General features: G+C 30.9%; 23 protein-coding genes and 1 other annotated feature. Of the genes, 5 read left to right on the forward strand and 18 right to left on the reverse strand.

The features are described 5' to 3' along the window. Window position 1 precedes the first annotated feature (1 nt). Genes rpoZ through dapF form a run of 4 tightly spaced genes read right to left on the reverse strand, consistent with a single transcriptional unit; the run spans window position 2 to window position 2656 of the window. Window positions 2–268 carry a DNA-directed RNA polymerase subunit omega gene (rpoZ, locus tag J2Z43_RS05495; RefSeq protein ID WP_027701534.1) on the reverse strand — a complete coding sequence of 89 codons (267 nt, stop codon included), beginning with the start codon at window positions 266–268 and terminating at the stop codon, window positions 2–4. Window positions 269–270: 2 nt separating this feature from the next. Further along, window positions 271–888, reverse strand: coding sequence for a guanylate kinase (gmk, locus tag J2Z43_RS05500; RefSeq protein WP_209456204.1), 618 nt, complete (start codon window positions 886–888; stop codon window positions 271–273). Between the two features lie 54 nt (window positions 889–942). Continuing rightward, the gene (locus J2Z43_RS05505; protein ID WP_209456205.1) at window positions 943–1824 is read right to left on the reverse strand and encodes a YicC/YloC family endoribonuclease; all 882 of its coding nucleotides are present in this window, start codon (window positions 1822–1824) and stop codon (window positions 943–945) included. A 1-nt stretch (window position 1825) separates the two neighbouring features. After that, a complete protein-coding gene (gene dapF, locus J2Z43_RS05510; RefSeq protein WP_209456206.1) occupies window positions 1826–2656 on the reverse strand; it encodes a diaminopimelate epimerase in 831 nt (276 codons plus the stop codon). Window positions 2657–2834: 178 nt separating this feature from the next. Between dapF and J2Z43_RS05515 the strand changes: the two genes are divergently transcribed. Next, complete coding sequence (locus tag J2Z43_RS05515; RefSeq protein WP_209456207.1) at window positions 2835–4613, forward strand: Rqc2 family fibronectin-binding protein; 1779 nt, start codon at window positions 2835–2837, stop codon at window positions 4611–4613. An 86-nt stretch (window positions 4614–4699) separates the two neighbouring features. Here the strand turns inward: J2Z43_RS05515 and cplR are convergent, their stop codons facing one another. The 10 genes from cplR to J2Z43_RS05565 all read right to left on the reverse strand — a co-directional run bounded on the left by cplR (window position 4700) and on the right by J2Z43_RS05565 (window position 14464). Further along, window positions 4700–6352 carry an ABC-F type ribosomal protection protein CplR gene (gene cplR, locus J2Z43_RS05520; protein WP_209456208.1) on the reverse strand — a complete coding sequence of 551 codons (1653 nt, stop codon included), beginning with the start codon at window positions 6350–6352 and terminating at the stop codon, window positions 4700–4702. Window positions 6353–6629: 277 nt separating this feature from the next. Continuing rightward, window positions 6630–7163 (reverse strand): bifunctional pyr operon transcriptional regulator/uracil phosphoribosyltransferase PyrR, encoded by a 534-nt coding sequence (gene pyrR / locus J2Z43_RS05525; RefSeq protein WP_209456209.1) that lies wholly within the window; start codon window positions 7161–7163, stop codon window positions 6630–6632. 323 nt (window positions 7164–7486) lie between these two features. Beyond that, window positions 7487–8404 (reverse strand): RluA family pseudouridine synthase, encoded by a 918-nt coding sequence (locus J2Z43_RS05530; RefSeq protein WP_209456210.1) that lies wholly within the window; start codon window positions 8402–8404, stop codon window positions 7487–7489. Continuing rightward, window positions 8404–8856 (reverse strand): signal peptidase II, encoded by a 453-nt coding sequence (gene lspA, locus J2Z43_RS05535; protein ID WP_209456211.1) that lies wholly within the window; start codon window positions 8854–8856, stop codon window positions 8404–8406. Before lspA ends, J2Z43_RS05530 begins: the two co-directional genes overlap by 1 nt. A gap of 144 nt (window positions 8857–9000) precedes the next feature. Further along, window positions 9001–10521: a sensor histidine kinase gene (locus J2Z43_RS05540; protein ID WP_209456212.1), complete on the reverse strand. Its 1521-nt coding sequence runs from the start codon at window positions 10519–10521 to the stop codon at window positions 9001–9003. After that, complete coding sequence (locus J2Z43_RS05545) at window positions 10512–11177, reverse strand: response regulator transcription factor (protein ID WP_209456213.1); 666 nt, start codon at window positions 11175–11177, stop codon at window positions 10512–10514. The genes J2Z43_RS05540 and J2Z43_RS05545 overlap by 10 nt, the downstream gene beginning before the upstream one ends. 172 nt (window positions 11178–11349) lie before the next feature. Beyond that, the gene (locus J2Z43_RS05550; protein WP_209456214.1) at window positions 11350–12093 is read right to left on the reverse strand and encodes a lantibiotic immunity ABC transporter MutG family permease subunit; all 744 of its coding nucleotides are present in this window, start codon (window positions 12091–12093) and stop codon (window positions 11350–11352) included. A gap of 1 nt (window position 12094) precedes the next feature. Beyond that, complete coding sequence (locus J2Z43_RS05555) at window positions 12095–12826, reverse strand: lantibiotic immunity ABC transporter MutE/EpiE family permease subunit (RefSeq protein ID WP_209456215.1); 732 nt, start codon at window positions 12824–12826, stop codon at window positions 12095–12097. A 1-nt stretch (window position 12827) separates the two neighbouring features. Then, a complete protein-coding gene (locus tag J2Z43_RS05560; protein ID WP_209456216.1) occupies window positions 12828–13535 on the reverse strand; it encodes a lantibiotic protection ABC transporter ATP-binding protein in 708 nt (235 codons plus the stop codon). 800 nt (window positions 13536–14335) lie between these two features. Beyond that, on the reverse strand, window positions 14336–14464 hold the full coding sequence (locus tag J2Z43_RS05565) for a 4Fe-4S binding protein (protein ID WP_330617454.1): 129 nt from the start codon (window positions 14462–14464) through the stop codon (window positions 14336–14338). A gap of 97 nt (window positions 14465–14561) precedes the next feature. On the opposite strand from J2Z43_RS05565, the gene J2Z43_RS05570 reads away from it, so the two are divergent. From J2Z43_RS05570 to J2Z43_RS05580, 3 genes are all read left to right on the forward strand, one after another. Then, complete coding sequence (locus J2Z43_RS05570) at window positions 14562–15221, forward strand: Crp/Fnr family transcriptional regulator (RefSeq protein WP_209456217.1); 660 nt, start codon at window positions 14562–14564, stop codon at window positions 15219–15221. 90 nt (window positions 15222–15311) lie between these two features. Continuing rightward, window positions 15312–17279: a sigma-54-dependent Fis family transcriptional regulator gene (locus J2Z43_RS05575; RefSeq protein WP_209456218.1), complete on the forward strand. Its 1968-nt coding sequence runs from the start codon at window positions 15312–15314 to the stop codon at window positions 17277–17279. A gap of 293 nt (window positions 17280–17572) precedes the next feature. Beyond that, on the forward strand, window positions 17573–18652 hold the full coding sequence (locus J2Z43_RS05580) for a 2,3-butanediol dehydrogenase (RefSeq protein WP_209456219.1): 1080 nt from the start codon (window positions 17573–17575) through the stop codon (window positions 18650–18652). Between the two features lie 146 nt (window positions 18653–18798). On the opposite strand, the gene J2Z43_RS05585 is transcribed toward J2Z43_RS05580, so the two are convergent. The 4 genes from J2Z43_RS05585 to aroD all read right to left on the reverse strand — a co-directional run bounded on the left by J2Z43_RS05585 (window position 18799) and on the right by aroD (window position 22305). Continuing rightward, complete coding sequence (locus J2Z43_RS05585; RefSeq protein WP_209456220.1) at window positions 18799–19290, reverse strand: TraR/DksA C4-type zinc finger protein; 492 nt, start codon at window positions 19288–19290, stop codon at window positions 18799–18801. A 164-nt stretch (window positions 19291–19454) separates the two neighbouring features. Beyond that, window positions 19455–20450 (reverse strand): tryptophan--tRNA ligase, encoded by a 996-nt coding sequence (gene trpS / locus J2Z43_RS05590; protein ID WP_027701514.1) that lies wholly within the window; start codon window positions 20448–20450, stop codon window positions 19455–19457. 30 nt (window positions 20451–20480) lie between these two features. Continuing rightward, window positions 20481–21176 carry a 5'-methylthioadenosine/adenosylhomocysteine nucleosidase gene (locus J2Z43_RS05595; protein WP_209456221.1) on the reverse strand — a complete coding sequence of 232 codons (696 nt, stop codon included), beginning with the start codon at window positions 21174–21176 and terminating at the stop codon, window positions 20481–20483. Window positions 21177–21243: 67 nt separating this feature from the next. Beyond that, window positions 21244–21481: a binding site (T-box leader), on the reverse strand. Between the two features lie 65 nt (window positions 21482–21546). Further along, window positions 21547–22305: a type I 3-dehydroquinate dehydratase gene (aroD, locus tag J2Z43_RS05600; RefSeq protein WP_209456222.1), complete on the reverse strand. Its 759-nt coding sequence runs from the start codon at window positions 22303–22305 to the stop codon at window positions 21547–21549. Window positions 22306–22567: 262 nt separating this feature from the next. On the opposite strand from aroD, the gene J2Z43_RS05605 reads away from it, so the two are divergent. Next, a complete protein-coding gene (locus J2Z43_RS05605) occupies window positions 22568–23644 on the forward strand; it encodes a M24 family metallopeptidase (RefSeq protein WP_209456223.1) in 1077 nt (358 codons plus the stop codon). Window positions 23645–23974: the final 330 nt, after the last annotated feature.

Raw genomic sequence — 23974 nt, forward strand, 5'->3', positions numbered from 1 at the left:
TTTAGTCTTCTTCCCTCAAATGTTGATGTTGTTCTTCGTAATGTCTAGCTTCTTCTATTTCTATTTCTTCTTCAGTAAGCAATCTGTAAGTTAAAAGACCGTCTGCAACCTCTCTAGTAGCTATGCTGACAGGTTTTTCTCTATCTTTAGTCGGTACAAGCGGCTCTGCACCGTCGATTAAATTTCTAGATCTCTTCGCTACTGTTCCTACTAAGAAATATCTATTGTCTATCCTCTCAAGAACTTCATTTATAGATGGTTTTAACATAATTATAATTCCTCCTTAAATTTATCTAAAATAATATCTTTGTATCTTTTAACTCTATTTTTTTCACATGCTATTATATTTTGTATCTCTTTAACAGATGTGTCAATATCTTTATTAAATATAAAGTAGTCATAATCCTCTATTAGTTTAATTTCTTCATAGGCACATCCAAATCTTTTTTCTATTTCTTCCATTGTTTCTGTGCCTCTTCCTACTATTCTGTTTTTTAGTTCTTCAAGTGAAGGCGGAAGAGCAAATATAAATACTCCTTCAGGATATACATTTTTTATCTGCATAGCACCCTGCATTTCTATCTCTAATAATATATCTTGTCCATTATTTAAGCTTTCCATAATAGACGACTTAGGTGTTCCGTAAAAATTATCATAAATCTGAGCATACTCCAAAAATTCATTGTGAGAAATCATATCCTGAAATTTTTCTTTACTTACAAAATGATAATTAATTCCATCTACTTCGCCAACTCTAGGTTTTCTAGTAGTAGCGGATACTGAAAGCTTTATATCTTCATTTGCTTTAAGCAACGCCTTACAAATTGTTCCTTTACCAGCACCTGATGGTCCTGATACAACTAGCAAAAGTCCCTTTCTCTTAAACATCTACTTAATTCCCTTCTAAATTAAAACATTATGTTATTAAATTATATCATTATTTTACTCTATATTTTGTATCTGTTCTCTAATTTTTTCTAGTTCACTCTTTACTTCTACTACTAAGTTAGTTATATTTAAGTCTGATGATTTAGATCCAATAGTGTTTGTCTCTCTATTCATCTCCTGAATTAAAAAGTCTATTTTTCTACCTATCGACTCATTTTTTACAACAGTCTTTTTAAGTTGATCAATATGACTCTTAAATCTAACTATCTCCTCAGTTATACTGCTCTTATCAGCAAATATAGCAACTTCTTGAGCTAGTCTACTTTCATCTATTACGCTAGGATCATCTAACAAGTCATTGATTCTTGCATTGAGTTTTTCTTTGTAATCCTCAACAACTCTATCTGAAAATCCTTCTATATCTTCGATGTATTTACTTAAGAAATCACATCTCATAGATATATCTTCAGCTAATTTACTTCCTTCTTCAGATCTCATTTCTTTTAACTTTATAAATGTCTCTTCAAGAGCTTCATTTAACTTTGACCAAATAAGATCTTCATCCTCTTCTTTCTCCTCAGTTGATACTACATCAGGAAACTTCGCTACACTCATTACACTAATATCGTCGACTAAGTCGAATTTATCCTTTAATTTCTTTAGTATGTCCACATATTGAGCAGCCAAATTTTCATCGAGCTTTAAATTTACATCTTCATTTCCCAATATTTCAAATTTGATATATATATCTGCTCTACCTCTGCGAATATAGTTCTTAGCAATATTTCTAACTTTTTCTTCTAAAAATAATATCTTTCTCGGCATTCTTATATTTATATCCGAATACTTATGATTAATAGTTTTACACTCAACTAAAAAGTAGTAGTTGTCGTCTTTATACTCACCCCTACCAAAGCCAGTCATACTTATAGCCATACTAAACCTCCAAAAATCCTTCACATATTTTTACTGCAGGACCTGTCATATACATTGAGTCCTCTATATCAATTCTAACCGTTCCACCTTCAGAAGTTACATTTACACTTTTTTCAACTTTACCTAGATAATCACATACCATCGCTGAAGCTGTCATACCCGTTCCACAACCTAACGTATAGCTACAACCTCTCTCCCAAGTTCTTACAGATATGTTGTTCCTGTCATCTACCTTTACAAAGTTAACATTTGTCTTATTGGGAAATAGATCGCTTTTCTCAATTTCTCTTCCGTATTTCTTTGTAAAATTTACATCTAGATCGTCTACTAATATTACAGTGTGAGGTACCCCCATAAGAATAGAAGTCGCTTTTAACTTTTTATCTAAAATTACGATTTCTTCATCTATAAACATTTCCTTGTCCGTAACTACAGGAACATCTTTTGCACAGAAACTTCCTTTTCCCATATTTACCTTTATAGAATTTAGATTTCCACTGTCTGTACTTAAAACTACATTTTTGATTCCATCAAGCGTATCCACGCTAATTGTCTCTTTTCTAAATATACTGTTGTCGTACACATATTTACAGAAACATCTAAGACCGTTCCCGCACATCTCTCCACGCGATCCATCAGAATTGTAGTAAACCATTTCAGTGTCAGCCTTATCCGTATCTTTTACAACTAGCAAACCGTCTGCTCCGACAGAAAATCTTCTATTGCACACTTTTTTAGCAAGTGCGGAATAGTCTGCTGGATCAATTCCATCAAACCTTCCATCTATAGCAATAAAATCATTCCCAATTCCATGTAACTTCCAGAATTTCATAATATCGCTCCTTATTTTAGTTTATCCTAATACTATATTATACCTCTTGTATAGGGATATTAACAGTAATAATTGCAAAATAATACATATAGCTAATTTAAATATAAGTTTCTATTTCGGGGTGTTTTTAGTATAATTAGTTTATTGGCACTAAGTGCCTATGAAAGGAGTGAGTTTTATGGCTTTAGATGGCTTAGTTATACATTCTATAGTGGACGAATTATCATCAAAACTAGTCGGCGGAAAGGTCGATAAAATATCTCAACCAGAAAACGATGAAATTGTTTTAAATATAAGAAATAATCCAAATAACTATAAATTAGTACTCAGTGCGAGTGCATCTAACCCGAGAGTTTACATTGCAAACAATTATAAAAAAGAAAATCCTAAAAAAGCACCCGTGTTTTGTATGCTTTTTAGAAAGCACATACAGAGCGGAATTATTACAGGAGTTTCTCAGATAGGGTTTGAGAGAATCATAAAAATAAGTGTAGAATCCTATGATGAATTAAAAGAAAAAACTTCTAAAGATATTATTGTAGAAATAATGGGCAGACACAGCAATATAATACTTGCTCAATCAGAGAGCGGTAAAATCTTTGATTCTGCAAAGAGAGTTCCAGTAAGTATAAGTAGAGTTCGTCAAATTCTACCTGGACTTACATATGAGCTTCCTCCTGCACAGGATAAAATCAATCCTCTAGATAAAGTAAATAAAGGTAAATTTATTGAATCAATAAAAACTTATGAAGGTCCTGTTTTTAAAGGTCTTTATTCTAAATTTTTAGGTATTAGTCCAATTATTGCCAAGGAAATTTGTTTTAGAGCAGATGTCGATCCAAAAAAGGACGTTACAGAAGTTTCAGACAGCGATCTAGGTGATTTATATCTTGAATTTGATAGACTATTTAAGGATATATCCAACAACAAATACCTTCCATCAATAATAGTGGATAGAAGCATTGATAAGTATATGGATTTCAGTTGTGTAAACTTAACTCTTTACAATGATTTAGAATCTATATCGAGAGAAAGTATGTGTGAAATCCTTGAAAACTACTATTTAACTAGAGATGTAAAGGATAGGATCCATCAGCGTGCATCTGACCTTAGAAAAAGTATTTCAATAAAACTTGATAGGCTTTACAACAAACAGAAAAAGCAGAATGAGGAACTTTTAGATTCTGAACATGCAGATGAATTCAAATTAAAAGGTGAACTTTTAACTGCCAACATTTATATGGTAGAAAAAGGTATGAAGGAGATCGAAGTTCAAAACTTCTACTCTCCAGATTATTCAAATATAAAAATTCCGTTGAACGAAAATCTTACGCCTTCTGAAAATAGCCAAAAATACTTCAAAAAGTACAATAAACTAAAAACCGCTAAAAAAGAGATAACACATCAAATGGCTATAAATGAAGAAGAGATAAACTATCTAGAAAATATTATTCTAAGTATAGATAACTGTGAGAATATGGATGAACTACAGGATATAAGAGAAGAATTAATAAAACTTGGATATGCAAAAGCACAAGGTAAAGCTAAACCCAAAAAGGAAACAGCTCTTACAACTTCACCGCATAAATTTATATCATCAGATGGAACTACTATACTTGTAGGTAAGAACAATAAACAAAATGATCATTTGACACTTAGAATTGCCGATTACGATGATATTTGGATGCACACTAAAAATATCCCAGGATCACACGTAATTATAAAATGTGCAGGCAAAGAAGTAAGCGATGATACAATCTTTGAAGGAGCTATGCTTGCTGCATACTTTAGTAAATCAAAAATGTCATCAAAAGTTCCTGTAGACTACACTAAAAAGAAAAATGTTAAGAAACCTAGTGGCTCTAAGCCCGGAATGGTAATCTACGAAACAAACAGTACTCTTTATGTAACTCCAACTGAAGAAATGGTAGCTAAATTAAAACCAAAAGACGAATAAATGTACTAACCATAACATCAATAAAAAGAGTTAGCCAACGACAGCTCTACCTGCCGATTGACTAACTCTAATTTATTTTATATACACTATAAACTTTTTAAATCCTTTATATTTTCAAGTAAAGACTTATACTCATCTTCAAGTTTGTCTTTTTTCTTTTCATCATTTTCTATAGACATTTTAGATATTAAAAAACTCAATTTATTTTGAAGAATTAATATCTCATCACTTTTCAGGTCCTTTTTATCCTTACAGCTTTTTTTACCACTTTCTTCAAAAATAAGGTAATCTTCATAACCTGAATTATACTCTTCAACCTTTTTATCCATTATTTTGAGTACGGTATCACAAGTGTTCGAAATAAAATCCCTATCATGAGATACTATCAATACGGTTTTATTAGTACTTTTTATAGCCTGCTCTAAAGCTTCAATAGATACAATATCTAAATAGTTCGTCGGTTCATCCAAAACGAGCAGATTGTTATCTTCAAGTATAATCTTGCAAAGAGATACTTTAACCTTCTCTCCTCCACTTAAAACTCCTACTTTTTTATAGATATCGTCCTGAGAAAATCCAAATAGATTTAGATTTATCCTTATAAAAGTTTCGTCAAAAGAGGACTTCGATTTTATATTCTCTATAATACTTTTATCGTCATCTAAAGTTCTTTGTTCTTGATCAAAATAACCTATTACAACCCTTGGATTTAACCTCAAGTTCTCGTTATCATTTTTTATGATCTCCTTAAGTAAAGTTGTCTTTCCTGTGCCATTTTCACCGATTAGAGCCACTTTACTGTCTCTTTTTACCTTAAATGAGGTTTCATCTAATAAAAGTTTATCATCAACTTTTAAACTAAGTTTTTTTGCCTCAAGTACATTCTTACCTACTACCTCTAGACCTTCTTTTATTATTATATTGATTTCTCTATCTGCTTTAGGTTTATGTTTAACTTCTAGGTGGTCAATTCTACTCTGAATCGATTTTACAGTGTTATCAATTTTTTTCTTTTGTTGCTGTCCACCCATCTTATGAAGTCTGGCTTCAGAATTCCCCATTCTCTTTGGAGTTTTTCTAATATTCTTGCTCATCTTCTTCTGACCTAACATTGCCTTTTCAAGTCTCTTCTTCTCATTTATATAACTTTGGTATTCAAAGTCTTCTCTATCTGTTTCAAGCTTCTTTTGGTTTAAGTAATCTGAATAGTTGCCTGGATAAATCTTTAACTCTCCACATTTTAATTCCGCTATGCTATTGCACAGCTTATTTAAAAACTCTCTATCATGAGATACTATAATCATAGCTCCTCTAAAGCTTTTAAACATATCTTCCAGTATTTCTATACTCTTTGTGTCAATATTAGCAGTAGGTTCATCTGCTATAATAAGTTTTTTATCATCTTTTAATGCCTGTGCAATTTTGAGTTTTGTCTTTTCTCCTCCTGATAGAGTGTCTCTAAAATCTCCAGGTGCATTTAACAGACTTTTTGCTTTACTATCTTCACAAGCATTGAAATTATTGTCTAACTGAGAAATATATGAGTAACTGTCGTCTAAATATATACTTCCTTCATCAATATCTACCTCGCCTATTATAGCCTTCAATAAAGTGCTTTTCCCCTCTCCATTTCCTCCGACTAAACCTATTCTGTCACCTTCAAAAACATTGAAAGTATCTATATTTAAAATTGTTCTATCACCGTAAACTTTCTTTAATTTATTTATATTTAATAACAAAAAAATCCCTCCTCATAGATACTTAAATATAAAGAGAGACACCAAAAAAGGGTATGCAAACTAAGCTATTATGAAATAACTTACTCTCCTTAATTTAAGCATCACAATATCAAATCTATATAAATAGATTTTTTTAATTTCTGTGCTTTAAATTAATTCAAATAAATTACATTCTCATATTCTTAGTTCCTTACCCTTTCTTTACACGTATTTGATTTCAAGGTAATTATATCAAAATATTCAATATAAGTCTAATACTTTTAAAATATATTTATAATTACTCGTTAATAGTAACTGAATCTTCTCCATCTGCTTCAATCAATTTTACAGATATTATTTCCTGTGTAGAAGTTGGCACATTTTTACCGACATAGTCAGCTCTTATCGGAAGCTCTCTATGCCCTCTATCTACTAAAACGGCTAACTGAATAGCATTAGGTCTTCCTATATCAACCAATGCGTCCAAAGCAGCTCTAACAGTTCTTCCAGTGTAAAGCACATCATCTACCAACACAACTGTTTTACCATTTATATCGAAATCAAGATAAGACCCATTTACAATAGGCTCAGTATCTATTTTTACAAGGTCATCCCTGTAAAGTGTTATATCTATAAATCCTGTCTTAACTTCGGCACCTTCTATTTGCCCTATCTTTTTAGCTATTCTTTTTGCAATTGGGACTCCTCTAGTCCTAACTCCTACTAATACTACATCTTCTACACCTTTGTTTTTTTCAATTATCTCATGACTTATTCTAGTTATTGCCCTCGCCATAGCTTTTTCATCCATCAATAATGCTTTTTCAACCATAGTTTTAGTATTGTCAAAATAATTATTAGATTTAAAAAATAATTATTAGATCTGAAATTCTACTTTGACAAAGCTCCTCCCTTTTAATTAATATTTAACTGAATTTTTTAGTATATTATTGCAAAGTTCTTTTATGTAAATAAAAAAACTTCTTATCATAAGACAAGAAGTTATAATCTCCTAAATATCGAAAAAATAAAGTATTCTTCCTCGGGCTTATGACATCTCTGTATCATTTAAAGACTTCTAAAATTCGCTACTAGTATATTTAAGTATACAATTTTTGTTAAGATCTTTCAACCTCTTTTTAATACTGTGTAAATCTACAAAGACTTTAACTTTATCAAAAGATCTCTAAAGTACTCTGGGAGCTCTGAATCAAACTCCATATATTCTCTAGTAGTCGGATGTACAAATCCAAGTTTTTTAGCATGTAAAACCTGACCATTTAGTTTAATTTTTTCTTTTTTATGACCATACACGCTATCACCTAAAAGTGGATGTTTTATATAGTTCGCATGAACTCTGATCTGATGTGTTCTTCCAGTTTCTAGCCTAGCCTTCATATGTGTAAACTTATCAAATCTATCAATAACTTCAAAATGGGTTATTGCATTTTTTCCGCCCTCTACCACTGCCATCTTCAGCCTATCTTTTGGATTCCTTCCAATTGGTCTATCTACAGTTATATTGTCTTCATCTACAACACCATAGCATATAAATTGGTACTCTCTCTTTGTTGAGTGCTCTTTTAACTGCTCTGCCAAAAATATATGAGATTTGTCATTTTTAGCTACCATCAATAATCCGGATGTATCCTTATCTATTCTGTGAACTATTCCAGGTCTTGTATCATCTCCATTAATAGTTGATAATTTACCATCTGTATGAAATAAAAGTGCATTTACCAATGTATTTTCGTAATTTCCTGCGCCAGGATGAACGACCATTCCCTGCTCTTTATTTACGATTAATAGATCCTCATCTTCATATACTATGTTGAGCGGTATATTTTGAGGTACTATCTCTATTTTAGAAGACGTTGGAATTTCAACTTCAATACGATCCCCAAGTTTAACTGTATATCTAGGTTTCTCTATCTTTCCATTTACTTTAGCCTTTTGATCTTTTATTATTTTCTGTACAGCACTTCTTGAAAAATCTTGAAATTTTTCCGATATGTATACATCTAATCTCTCTCCATCAAAATCTTCAACTGTAAAAATCTTAATTTCTTCCATTACTTCACCTTCTCTTTATTGTCGAAAAATAAAATGAAAGTACACAGAAGAATCGTTCCGACAACAACAAAAACATCAGCTATATTAAATACGTACTGCCATACTATTCTAAAATCTAAGAAATCTACAACAAATCCAAGTCTCATTCTATCTATAAGATTTCCTAATGCTCCTGATATCAAAAGCATTATTCCTATTTTACCAACTATGTGAATTTTTTTAGTACATAAATAGTAAATTCCAAAAATCGATGCTATTAAAGCTATTACAACAAATATTATTTGATTGTTTTGCAACATACCAAATGCGGCACCTCTATTTTCCACATAAGTCAGGTGGAATATATTATTTATAATCGGTATTGTCGATACATCTTGTAAATGTTTTAGTGCCAATAACTTTGATATCTGATCTATCCCTAAAAGTACTACTATTATTAACGCATATATCAATACTCGTTCCTCCTACTAATTAATTATCCAAATATTATTATATTATACAAAAAGCCATAGCGACATGCAATTTTAACATGTACAAGCAAATTGCGTATGTACATATATTATACTGCATAACACCATGACTGTCATTATTGACTCTTAAATTTTCCTAATCGGTATTTTTATACTTACTAATCCACCGCCTGTAGTTTTTGAATTAGATACATATAAATCCCCACCGTGTTTGACTGAAATCGACTTTGCGATATATAGACCCATTCCATAGTGCATATTTGAATTTCTGCTGTTATCGTCCATATAGAATTGCTCAGTTACATGTGCTATGCTCTTCTCAGAAAATCCACTTCCACTATCTTCTACCGCAAACTCTATAAAATCTTCTCTGCTACCTTCATTACTGCCCTTTTTAGCATCTTTTTTTCCGACTTTTATGCGGCCTTCTTTACTGCCTTTATTTCCTTGTCTATTCTCTTCACTTCCGACTTTTTTTCTATCTTCTTCATTCTCAGATACCATTTTTCTAACTGAAAATGTTAATATACTGTTATGCGACGAATAATCTACCGCATTTGATACAAGATTCATAATAGCTCTACTTAACAAATCGCGGTCTAAATACAACTCTTCTGGAACATCTTTTTCTTTTAGGTGTAATTTTAAATTTTTAGTATTGCAGATCGCTATTATTTGATCGTTGATATCTTTTAAAAACTCTGAGCTATTAACTTTTTCAATATTGATTTCGTCACCTTTTCCCTCTTGTGATATCTCAATTAATTTCTTTAAATACTCCTCGATTTGATTTGAATTTTTCAATATATATTTAAGATAAAGCTGCTGATCTTCTGCTAACTCAGATTCCAACAACAGTTCGGAGTTTCCTTTTATTATAGTAATCGGTGTCTTTATATCGTGAGCAAGAGATGATACCTGTTCTTTTTTACTCTCTTCTACTCTCCATTGCTCTTCTAGTGATTTTTTTAGCTCAACTTTTAGTTCATCTAATGAATAAATAACATCGTTGAATTCCTTAATTTTAGTCTTTTCTATTTCAAACTCTAGGTCTTGTTCTTTTATTTTATCAGTCGCTCTTATTAAAGGATCTAGATTTCTTTTTAATCTATTTGCAAAGTAAATTGCTACAGCAATAACTGTAACAGCTTCTACTATAACCCACACAGCTAGAATAACGTTATCGCTTTTTGGAAGTACTCGATTGAGAGTCTCTGACTTATATCTAGATTCCAAGGTGTATTTAAGTACTAAATAACCGTCTTTTCTATCTATCTGATACAAAAAATCATTGTGACTTATACCGTTATCTTGTTTATCATCTGATTTAACATACTCGAGTACATTATTTAGTAACTTGGGGTCTATATCTGAGTCTACTATACTATAGTTTTTGTCGATTAAAGCATATTCACTTCCTTCAGGTATTACATTAGGTGTAATTTTACTCGCACTAGACAATGTATCTTTCGATTTCATGGCTAGCTGTTCACTATAATTAGCTGGTAGAATAAACCCTGCATTATCGATATAGCTCATAGATGATACTATAAGTATGGCAGCAACTATACATACTGCGATACCTGCCGAAGCAATAAATTTTAAAAATGTCATTCTCAATGAATCAGCTCTCACCTTTACTTCCACCTATAACCAACTCCCCAAACAGTCTCTATTGGAGATAATCCAACTGAATCAAACTTCGATCTTATATTTTTTATATGTTCAGCAATCGCTGAGCTATTTCCTTCACCATCGTAACCATAAACGGCTTCATAAATTCTGTCTTTTGAAAATACCTGTCCATTATTTTTTGCCAAATACTCACATATTGTGTACTCGCTCTTTGTAAAATTTACACGTTCATCCTTTACAAATACCTCTTTGCCCGCCAAGCTGAACTTTACATCTGAAACCACTAGATAACTGTGCTTTTCTCGCTGTTCTCTTCTTATATGAGCATTTACTCTAGCTCGCAATTCTCCAACACCAAAAGGTTTGGTGATATAGTCGTCAGCTCCAAGACCTAAACCGTACATTATGTCGTTTTCCATAGTCTTGGCAGTCAAAAATATTATTGGACAATCTACTTTAGTTCTAATTTTTTCACACAGAGTAAATCCATCTATATTTGGCATCATTACATCTAAAAGTATTAGATCGTAATCTACAAATCTATCTAATGACATATCTGACATGGTTAAATCATTTATAGTTGTAACAGTATGCCCATCTTTATTCAGTATATTTTTAATTAAAACTAATATATCTTCTTCATCATCAATTGCTAGTATCATCCCCATAATGAACTCCTTTGTATAACTGCATTATATAAGTATATATAACCGTATTGCATATCCCCTTTAAAATACTTTAAATCAATCTGATTCAATTATTTTGTTTAAATACCTCTATTAATTATTAATAATAACATATTTTAATTTAGCTATTTGTATTTATTTAAAATATATCAAATTATTCGTAAACTTTTCTTCCTTCCCAACCTTTAAACCATATAGTTGAAAATATTAAAATCAATACGGTTAAAACACACATTGGAATTAAACCTCTTTTAATCTCAGCGCTAACTATAGAGACTAAATTTTGATCGACCTCTTGTAAAACAATATAGTCGGAAAATCTGCCTCCCCAAGCCCATGGAGTGTATGCCCAAATTTTATGACCAAGACCTGTTAACATTAATGCAGATGTTAGTGTTCCAACTAATCCTACTCCTATCGATGCCCCTTTTCCAAACTTTAAGCTTAAAATTAAATGTAGTATGTATATAAAAATATTACTTACTACTAAATATAAAACTGATTTTATATAAAAGTAAATACTCATTCCTTTTATACCAATCCCAAATATACCAACAGAAATTACAACAGATATAATTGCTAAACATATAAGTAAAGTTAACTTGCTTAAAAATGTCACTGATTTTTTCTTAGTACTTGCAAGGAGTACTTGAAATTGACCCGCTCCCTCTTCTTGATCTACTACTAAACTAGTCATTATAGATATAATAAGCGGGAATCCTACCGCCACTACTTCTAAATAAGCGCTTACCATAGTGCTTATATTATAATTTGTAATCTTAAAGTACATTAAAAATATAAAACTTATAGCCACTGGTATAACAATGTGTAACTTTAATACTGAAGTATGTCTTAACTTATAATAATCTGATTTTAAACATCTATACAATTCATCCATATTATTTCACCTCTTGTCCTTTAAACCATCTTGTAGTAATAAATGTAACTAATGTAAAAGTTATCAATGAAGACAATAAAACAGTCGGAACCGTACTTGTATCTATCATAGAATTTGAAGGTTCTGCCAATAATCCATTTGGAAGAATTTTTACAATTGTAGTCATTATACGCGGTGTCCAGGCATAAGGATATAACCACCACAATGATTCCACTGCTGTGATCGTACCAAAAATTGAAAGCACTACATTAAATAGTAAAGTCAACATAAAACCAAATCTCTTAGCTATAAATAAACATAAAGGAATCTGCCACATAGTTGTTACTACCATAGCTACAAATGCAAGTAGAATCTGTGATGTAGTGTAATCTATTAGTTTTGGTAAAAATAATCCCCCTACAAATACTCCTAATACTACAAATGCTGAAGCTACTGATATACTTAATAGTATTAATATTATCTTAGAAATCCAAACTTTTTGCATATCCACCGGAAGTGATAAAACAGCTCTGTAAGAGAGTTTTTTATTTTCTTTTTGATTTACCATAGCTGAATATAAAGCTATTAATCCCGGCAACAGCGTAGTGTACCACCAATTCAAAGAATTAACTTGAAAGTACATAGCTCCTAGTGATAAAGTCAACGCTAATAGAGCTAATGGTAGTATAAATATTAACTTTTTTCCAAATGTTCTTTTCATTTTTAAGTTTTCTGATTTTAAGTAATTTAACATATTATACCCCTTCTCTCCTAGTTTTTTTAACAACATCAGTAAATAGCTTCTCTAAATCTTGCCCTCTTTCCAATTCACCCTCATAACCAAGTACCCCATCACTTATTATACCGATGTGGTCTGCTATCATTTCAACTTCTGAGAGTATATGGCTAGATACTATAACAGTAATTCCTTTTTGTGGGAAACTGTGGATAAGCTCTCTTAAATCTTGTATACCTATAGGATCTAACCCATTTGTAGGTTCATCTAATATAAGCAGTTTTGGATTATTTAAAAGCGCTATTGCAATTCCAAGTCTTTGCTTCATCCCCATTGAAAATTGACCAGCTCTTTTCTTACCAGTGTTTTTTAAATCCACTATTTCTAAAGCTTCGTCTATTTTAGAATCTGGAATACCTAAAAGCAATGTTCTAGCCATTAAATTTTCTCTAGCTGTCAAGTTATCGTAAAGTGGTGGCGACTCAATTAAGCATCCAATATTATTTAAATCATCTCTGCTCCACTTTCCTCCATCGAAAAATATTTCTCCTGAAGTTGGTTTAATCATTCCAGTAATCATCTTTAGCAGTGTAGATTTGCCTGCACCATTTGGTCCTAAAAGACCATAGACTGAATTTTTCTTTATATTTATAGAAACATTTTTAACTGCTTGTTGCTCCTTATAAGTTTTACTTAAATTTGTAGTTTGTAATATATAATTGTTCATATTTAATACCTCCCTCATTAGTTATTTCATTATAAGAAACAATTTTAAGGAATTTATAAGGATTTATAAAAAGATTATAATTTTTATTGTAATATAAAACTAAATAGATCAAAAAAGTTATCCGACTTAAATTTCGATATTAAACTCAAATAAATAATTCAAATAATTTTTAACAGTTATGTTGAAAGAATGATATTTTTATTATGCTAAAAGCATGAGCTCTTGAGCGTAAAAAGTTGAAAGTTATGATGTATGATTAAAGTATTAACTGCAATATAAGTTGCAAAGGCTTTTATTTATATAATTCAAGGATAAGGGTGATTTTATGAATAAATGTAAGGAACTAGATGTAAAGTCATGGAGAGATTTTGTGGAATACGGTAAAGTTGATAAGAGAGGTTTACTAAAGGAGCTTTACGGTCAGAAAAAACAGTAGGCACTAATGCAATTGGGACTTGTCTGTATTTAAACGAACCTATTCAAACTATAGGCACTGAACACTATGGAACGCATATATCAATACTCGTTCCTCCTACTAATTAATTATCCAAATATTATTATATTATACAAAAAGCCATAGCGACATGCAATTTTCACATGTACAATATGCAAATCGCATATGTACGTATTATACTGCATAACACCATGATTGTTATTATTGACTCTTAATTTTCCTAATCGGTATTCTAATACTTACCAATCCCCCACCTTTAGTTTTTGAATTAGATACATATAAATCACCACTGAAATCGACATGTGATATATAGACCCATTCCATAGTGCATTTTGAATTTCTTCTGCTATCGCCCAAATTTGTTTTTTATTTTACAAATATTTTGTGTCATTGTTCCCATAGGACAGTATACGCACCAAGACCTAGGTCTAAATAAATACATAGTGATTAAACCCAAAAGTGTTGAGGTTAACATTCTATTTCCTCCTATCCGTTTTCATTGTGCTATATAAATTTATCATTTATAATAAATCTTGTATGTGATATTGTCACGAAATGATAAGGAGGAAATTATGAATATAAATGAATATTTACCATTTTGGAATAAATTATCTTCCAAAGAAAAGCAACTAATTCAAAATAATTGTTCTGAAAAAAAATATCTTTCTAAAAGTCTAATCAATGAAAATGAAAAATGTAATGGATTTATTATAATCAAGAGCGGAAAACTGCGAGTGTACACAATATCTGATAGCGGAAAAGAAATAACATTATTTAAGCTGTTCAACTATGATATGTGTTTATTTTCATCATCTTGCATTTTTAAAGACATAACATTTGATATTATGCTAGAAACAGAAGAGGATACAACTGTTTTCGTAATACCAGCACATATATATGAAAACCTAATGAAAACCTCTTTATCTGTCTCAAATTATACTAATGAACTTATGTCTTCCCGCTTTTCTGATATAATGTGGCTATTAGACCAGATTTTAAATAAAAACATGATTAGTCGTATATCCTTATTTTTGCATGAAGAATACATGTATCATAATATGGTAGATTTAAGTATAACCCACGAAGAAATTGCAAAACACCTTGGAACTGCTCGGGAGGTAATTAGTCGTCTTTTGAATTATATGCAAAAAGATGGTATTATAAAAACAAAACGTGGAATAATCTCCATTGTAGATAAGGAGAAATTAAAAAATTTGTGTGATGAAAAATAATCAATAAGTTATGATATATACTTAGAGAATTAACTGCAATATAAGTTACAAAAGCTTTTATTTATATATTTCTAGGATAAGGGTGATTTTATGAATAAATGTAAGGAATTAAATGTAAAGTCATGGAGAGATTTTGTTGAATACGGTAAAGTCGATAAGACAGTAAAGAAAAATATAGTAGATTCTTGGGTAAGGTGTAAAAAATATAATGTTAATTACATGGATGGCAGTGGTCTTGATAAATATAAAATTCCTGTAGAAATTAAGATAAAGGAGAATATCGAATTAGTATCTGCGGCGCAGTCGATAATGGACAGTTTATATAAAACTATATCCGGTTCAGGTTTTGCCTTGTTCCTTACTGACAAAGAAGGATATATATTAGAGGTTATTGGCGATGATAGTATTTTAAATAAGGCTGAAGAATTGAGGTTTACTAAAGGAGCTTTATGGTCAGAAAAGACAGTAGGTACTAATGCAATTGGAACTTGTCTGTATTTAAACGAACCTATTCAAACTATAGGCGCTGAACACTATGGAATAAAACAGCATTCGTGGACATGTTCATCAGCGCCAGTTCATGATAGTGATGGTAATATCTTAGGATGTATTAATATGTCCGGTATATATAAGGATGCACATTTGCATACTTTGGGAATAGTTATTGCTGCTGCAAAATCTATAGAGAAACAATTAGAGCTTGTGATGTCCTATAACTTATTAAATATAACCTTTGATTCTATAGTAGAAGGTATGATAGTTATTGATGAAAAATTCAATATTAAAAGAGTTAATAATATAGCAGAAAGTATTCTAGATCTCGATCGAGATAAAATTCTTAAATTAGATATTAAAAAGGTATTAAAAAATTTAAACTTCGATTATATTACCGAAAATAGCAACGAACATTTCAACAGTATAGAATGTGATTTTTATATTAAAAACAATATAATTAAATGTATCTCAAACGTAGTACCTATGAATGTAAACGGTAAATTTATGGGTTTAGTTATAACGTTTAGAGAAAGTAAATCTGTACATAAGTTTGTAAGTAAGGTAGTAGGCTATAACGCTACTTACAATTTCAAAGACATAATTACCAATAATAATAATATGCAGTACATGATAAATTTTGCTAAAAAGGCAGCTTCGAGTGATTGTAATATATTAATCGAGGGCGATAGTGGTACTGGCAAAGAGCTAATTGCTCAATCAATACACAACTATAGCGACAGATGTAATGGTCCATTTGTAGCTATAAACTGTGCTTCTATACCAAGAGAGTTAATGGAAAGCGAACTTTTTGGTTATAACAGAGGAGCTTTCACTGGAGCTGCTAAAGAAGGACATCCTGGTAAGTTTGAGCTTGCAGATGGTGGAACTATTTTTTTAGATGAATTAGGAGAGCTGCCATTAGACATGCAATCAAAACTGCTGAGAGTCTTAGATAATAATACTATTGTCAGAGTCGGCGGAAATTATGAGAAGAAATTAGATGTTAGAATAATAGGAGCAACAAATAAAAAGTTGAAGGATGAAATTGCTAATAAAACTTTTAGAGAAGATCTGTATTACAGGTTAAATGTAATGAATATCAAAACAATTCCATTAAAGGAAAGAAAAGAAGATATAGAGCTTCTAGCAAAGTACTTTATAGATAATCTCAATTTAAAAAATAAGTCTAAATACAAGATTATAAAAAATGATTATATAAATCATCTAAAAAAGTACGATTGGCCGGGAAATGTTAGGGAGTTAAGAAATGTTATAGAGAGAGATTTTTACTCCAGTGAAAATAATATAATTTCTATATCATCTACAGATAGAGTACATATAAAAAAAGATATACTCGAGGTCAAATTAGCTGATGCAGATAAAATAGTTCCACTTGATATTTTGGAAAAAGAAAATATAATCAAAGCTATTAATTTCTGTGATGGAAATATATTGAAATCCGCAGAATTGTTAGGTATAAGCAGGGCTACTATATATAGGAAGTTCAAAAAATACAATATAAAAGAAATAAACTTAGAACAAACACATAATGTATCAAAATGAGATTACATTATAATTAGTCTCATTTTGAACCACATCAAATTGTATCAAAGTGAGATTATTCGTTAATTTATAAATTTAATATTCTAAATTAGAATTATATTTTTATAAAATTTCTACAAAATCCGTAATATAAATAGCTGATTATAAACGTTTATAAAGAAATAAATAAAAGAAACAAAAATATTTAATAAGAAAATTATACAAAATCGAAATTTGGTATAAAATTTGCTCTAATTATATGTTAGAAATTTAACTATATATTCAATCATAATAATTAGGAGGTAATTTTTACTATGAAGGCAGCGCTTTGGTACAATAAAAACGATATTAGGGTCGAAGAAATCGATGAACCTAAAGTTACTAAAGGAAATGTAAAAATCAAGGTTAAATGGTGTGGGATATGTGGCTCAGACTTACATGAGTATCTAGGAGGACCTATTTTTATACCAGTTGACCAACCACATGCATTAAGTAAGAATCAAGCTCCAGTAGTTCTTGGACATGAGTTTTCAGGAGAAGTAGTCGAAATAGGCGAAGGTGTAACTAACTTTAAAGCTGGCGACAGAGTTGTTGTAGAACCCATGGTTGTTTGTGGAGAATGTCCTGCTTGTTTAGAAGGCAAATATAATTTATGTTCTTCATTAGGATTCCATGGTCTATGTGGTAGCGGTGGCGGACTTGCAGAGTACACTGTATTCCCAGAAGAATATATACATAAACTACCGGACAGCATGACTTATGAACAAGGGGCATTAATTGAGCCAATGGCTGTCGCTCTGCACTCTATAAGAATTGCCAATTTCAATGTAGGAGACACTGCTATAGTGCTTGGTTCAGGTCCAATTGGTCTTGCAACTATAGAATGCTTAAAAGCTGCTGGAGCAAAATTAGTGGTGGTTTTACAAAGGAAATCTATAAGACAAGAGTATGCAAAAAGAGCAGGTGCAGATGTTGTACTCGATCCTAATGTTGTTGATATCGCTGAAGAAGTTAAAAAGCTTACTGGTGGCGTGGGTGTAGATTTTGCATTTGAAACTACAGGAGCTAAAATCGGATTTGATACAGGACTTAATAGTTTGAAATATAATGGGACTATGATAATAACTAGTATTTGGGAAGGCGATGTAAGTTTTAACCCTAATCAATTAGTATTTACAGAAAAGAAAATAGTGGGTACTTTAGCATACAGACATGAATTCCCTGCAACAGTTGCATTAATGGATGATGGCAGAATCAAAGCTGATGGATATATAACTAAAAAAGTATATCTCGACGATATAGTTGAAGAAGGATTTGGTACACTAACAGGTCCTGACAAGAAAAAACAGGTTAAGATAATTGTTACACCAGATAAATCATTGTTAAATGAATAATATTTAAATATATATTATATATGTTAGATAAATATATAAAGCAAATAAATAATAATCACATCAAAATAACTAAAATTTAAAGAGGAATTCCATCTGGAATATCCTCTTATTTTTTTATTTTTACATTGTCTATCTATTTCATCAGTTTAATCCTCTAAATCATTATTTTTGTTTAAATCAGTTAAATCTGTAAGGTATTCAGAATAAAAATGTTGCTTTTTATTTATTAGATTTCTATCTAAATCCCTTCTATCATCTGGAAAATTATCCATCTCTTTTGCACACTTATTACATAAATTTGTCTCTGGAATAATATCGAGTCTATCATTTTCTATACTGCTTTTACATTCTTCACAAGTTCCATAAGTTCCTTCATCTATACGATCTAATGCTTTATCCACTTGATACAACCTTCCCTCTTCATGAGTTATAAGGCTATTTTGCATATCCTGCATAAATACATCTGTTCCTATATCTCCAATATGGTTGTCATAACTAGACAACTCACCAGATGTATACTTCTCACTAGTGTGTTTTGTTGTATCTCCAAAAACAGTATTGTCTTCCATTTTTCCTATTAATTTATTTAATTTATCTTTTTCTTTTAATAATTCTTCTTTGTATTTATTGAAATCCATCTCGCACCTCTATTCTGATATTTAGATTATTTTATAAAATTTTTTATAAATTAAACCTACTAATATAGAGTAGTATGTGAAGAAAGCAATTTAAAAATACTAAAACTTTTTACTAACCAAATGATTTATGACTTAATAAATATCACGCTTTTTTTTATTTATATCTAAAGAGAAGTGAATCCTACCTTTTTGTATACTTTTCTTAAAGTTTTTACAGCTTTTCTTTGAGCCTTTTCAGCACCCATAGTGTATATCTCTTTAAGATAATCTTTGTTATCCAATAAGTATATATATTTTTCTCTTATAGGTCTAAGTGACTCTACAACAACTTCTGCTACATCTGCTTTGAAGTCTCCATAACCTTTACCTTCATACATAGCTACAATTTCATCAACTGATTTTTCTTCTAGATTTGAATATATATCTATAAGATTTTTTAATCCCGGTTGTTCATCACTGTAATTTACAACTCCAACTGAATCTGTAACACTTTTTTTGATTTTTCTTCTAATAGTATCAGCATCGTCAGCTAAAAGTATAAACGCATTTTCATCTGCATCTGATTTGCTCATCTTCTTAGTTGGCTCCTGTAAGCTCATAACTCTCGCACCCTCTTTTGGTGTATATCCTTCTGGCACTACAAAAGTAGGTGAATATCTGTTGTTAAATCTATTAGCAAGATCACGTGCTAACTCAAGATGTTGTCTTTGATCTTCACCAACTGGAACCAAATCTGTTTGGTAAAGAAGAATATCCGCTGCCATTAGTACAGGATAAGTGAATAAACCAGCATTTAAGTTAGCTTCATTTTTTTGAGATTTATCTTTGAATTGAGTCATTCTGTTGAGTTCACCCATATAAGTCATAGAATTTAAGACCCACATTAGCTCTAAATGCTCCTTTACATGTGACTGTATAAATATTGTGTTCTTCTCTGGATCAAGTCCACAAGCTATATATTGAGCAAGAAGCTCCATTGTATTTGCTCTTAAAGTCTTCGCTTCTTGAGGAACTGTTATAGCATGAAGGTCTACAACACCATAGTAACATTCGTACTCATCTTGCAGTAGGGTCCAATTTTTTATCGCTCCTAAATAGTTTCCTAAAGTCATCTTTCCAGATGGTTGAGCCCCACTAAATATTACTTTTTTTTCGCTCATTTTCTCGCCTCCTAATTTTCTTATTTTAAATTATATTGATTTTAGCATGTTTAATACTATATCTTTTGAGTTATGTGCTGCTTCAATTACAAATTCTTCGTATGTAACATTAGCACTATCATCAGCTTTGTCTGACATTGCTCTAATTATTACAAATGGAGTATTATTTAAATAACAAACATGTGCTATTGCTCCACCTTCCATCTCTCCACAGTAAGCTCCGAACTCTTCTACTATTGAATCTTTTAGTTCTTTAGATGCAATAAATATATCACCTGTCGCTATTCTTCCTTTGAATACATTATGTTTTGTACTGTTAATTGATGAACTATATGCAGCCTCAATTAGCCTTTCATCAGCTTTAAAAACAGAAGTCTCCATACGAGGTATTACTCCTTTTGGATAGTCATATGCTATTGCATCAAAATCGTGTTCTACAGCATCAGTAGATATAACTATATCATTTACATCCAATTGCTCATTAAGGGCACCTGCAACACCAGTGTTTACTATTGCATCTGCTCCAAATTCACTTATAAGTATCTGTGCACAAAGTGCTGCATTTACCTTACCAATTCCGCATTTAACTAAAACAACATTTCTTCCTTCAATTATTCCTTGATTAAAAACTAAACTAGCTTTATTCACAGTTTTTTGTACTTCCATTAGCTCTAAAAGTATACTTACCTCTTCGTCCATAGCTCCAATTATTCCTATTGTTTTCATATAATAACACTCCTTTTTATCTTTTATTTCTCTTATGTTTTTTTAAATTAAAAAATCCGCCCTAAAAATATAGGACGGACGTATCTCCGTGGTACCACCTAAATTGCATAAATTACTATGCCTCTCTAGTTCTGATTTAACGCTCAGCTACGATTTGAGCTAATTATATATTCACTACTTGCTAAATATATGTTCACTCAATACCTCCAAGGTCCATTCATTAAATAATTCTTGCGAGATCTCATCGTTCTCAGCTTTCTGTATTGATACTATATTTAACTACTACTCCTTTTCACAGGACTTATATTTTTAATTATTAATTATTTATATTTTTATGATATGCTTTCAAGTTTAAATTGTCAACTGTATATTATTTTACATGTAACAAATCTAAGATATTTTTTAATTCCTTAACTTCAATCTGGCCTGGAGCACTTGCGGCTTTAGCCGATCCAAATGTCATACAAGATCCGAATAATTCTCCTGACAACCTGCTGATTACTCCCAAATTTCCCATAGAAATAGTAATTATCGGTCTAGTTGAGCATTTCTGTTTCATTGTATTAGTCGCCTCTAAAAGCGTCAACACATCATCTGAACTCTTTGGCATAACTGCAATCTTAGGTAAATCAGCTCCTATTTCTTGCATTTTACAAAGTCTCGATATTATCTCATCTTTTGGTGGAGTTTTATAGATATCATGGTTAGATACAATTACCTTTACGCCTGCTCCGTGTGCTTTTTCTATCAATTCTCTTATTTCACTTTCTTTGCTGAATAGCTCTATGTCTATTATGTCTACTTCACCAGTTTTCATTATATAATCGTATAATTTGAAATAGTATCCCCCGCTTACACTACACTCCCCACCCTCTCTTTCATTTCTAAAAGTGAACAGTAAAGGTATATCTTTTAAATCTTTTCTTATTTCAGATAGTGCTTTTTCTACTTTGTCTATATCATTAACATCATCGAAATAATCTACTCTCCACTCTATCAAATCAGCATCTATATACTTTAATATACGGGCTTCTTCTTTTAATAAATCGATATTTCTACCGATCATAGGCACACAAACTTTAGGTTTTCCTTCCCCTAAAGTAATATTTTTTACTATTACAGTGTTCATATTCTATTCCTCCGCTTGTCATCAACATATTAACATCAAATACAATAACCTCGATCAATAGTTATCTTTTATCTAAGCTTTACCCTAATATATCATAGTGATTCACTATAATACATATTAATTTAAAAACCAAAATTAATATCAGATTATTCATAATTTTAAAATTATAATTATTACTTATATTTTTCATAAATCTATACTTTTTTCATATTATTAGTGATAAAATTGAAGTGTGGTTAATTATACTTAGGAGGAGAATTTTATGAAAACTCAAAGATTGAACGCAGTTTTAGAACAAATGAAAAAAGACAATCTAACTCAAATGTTAGTAAGTGATCCAACATCAATATACTATTTAACAGAAGAATTAGTTCATCCAGGTGAAAGATTGTTATCACTTTACTTAAATGTAAACGGAAAACACAAATTATACATCAATGGGCTGTTCCCTATACATCAAGATTTAGGTATTGAAATCGTTTACTTCAACGACAACCAAAATCCTATAGAAATAATTGCTAAAGAAGTAGATAAAAATGCAACTATGGGTGTTGATAAAAACTGGCCAGCTAGATTCTTATTAAACTTAATGGAATTAGGTGGAGGAAGCAAATTTATAGATACTTCTTACATAATAGATACACTAAGAACATTCAAAGATGAAGAAGAAAAAGACGCAATGAGACTTGCTTCGAAATTAAATGACCAAGCTATGGCTAAACTTAAAGAATCTGTAACTGGAGATCGCACAGAAAAACAATTAGTTGGTATACTATCTAATATATACGAAGACCTAGGAGCTGATGGATTCTCATTTGATCCAATAATTGGATTTGGGGCAAACGCTGCCAACCCACATGGAATGCCAGGAAAAGACCTTCCTAAACCAGGTGATACTGTAATATTAGATATAGGATGTGTTAAAAACAACTACTGCTCTGATATGACTAGAACAGTATTCTACAAAGAAATACCAGAAAAAGGTAGAGAAATATTTGAAATAGTTCTTGAAGCAAACAAGAGAGCTATATCAATTATAAAACCAGGAGTTAGATTCTGTGACATAGATGCAGCTGCTCGTGACTATATAACCGAAAAAGGATACGGTGAGTACTTTACTCACAGAACTGGTCACTCTATAGGACTTGAATGTCATGATAAAGGTGACGTATCTGCTATAAACACTGATGAAGTTCAGCCAGGTATGATATTCTCAATAGAACCAGGTATATACTTATCAGGAGATCTTGGAGTTAGAATAGAAGACTTAGTATTAGTAACTGAAGATGGATGCGAAATATTAAACAACTATACAAAAGAAATATGCGTGGTTGGATAAAACAAGTACAAATATTATAAAAATCGGGAAACTTTGCTTTCCCGATTTTTATTTTCCCCAATTTAATTCTTGTATAAAATCTTTATTACTTCCCTATTCTCCTAACTTAAATAAACTATATATAAAATCAACACCAAATTAAGTATAATGATACTATTGGGAATTTTACTTGTAAGCATGATAATAAAAATATTTTCTCTGAAATAGAAATATATCAAAGAAAATTCATATAATAGATGGATGGATAATTGGCTTAGACGCAAATGGTAATATACTTATACATCAATTTTTAAAATACGCCGAAATTACTAAGAATATTTTCTATTCTAT

It is taken from the genome of Metaclostridioides mangenotii (assembly GCF_017873185.1).
Classification (GTDB): domain Bacteria; phylum Bacillota; class Clostridia; order Peptostreptococcales; family Peptostreptococcaceae; genus Metaclostridioides; species Metaclostridioides mangenotii.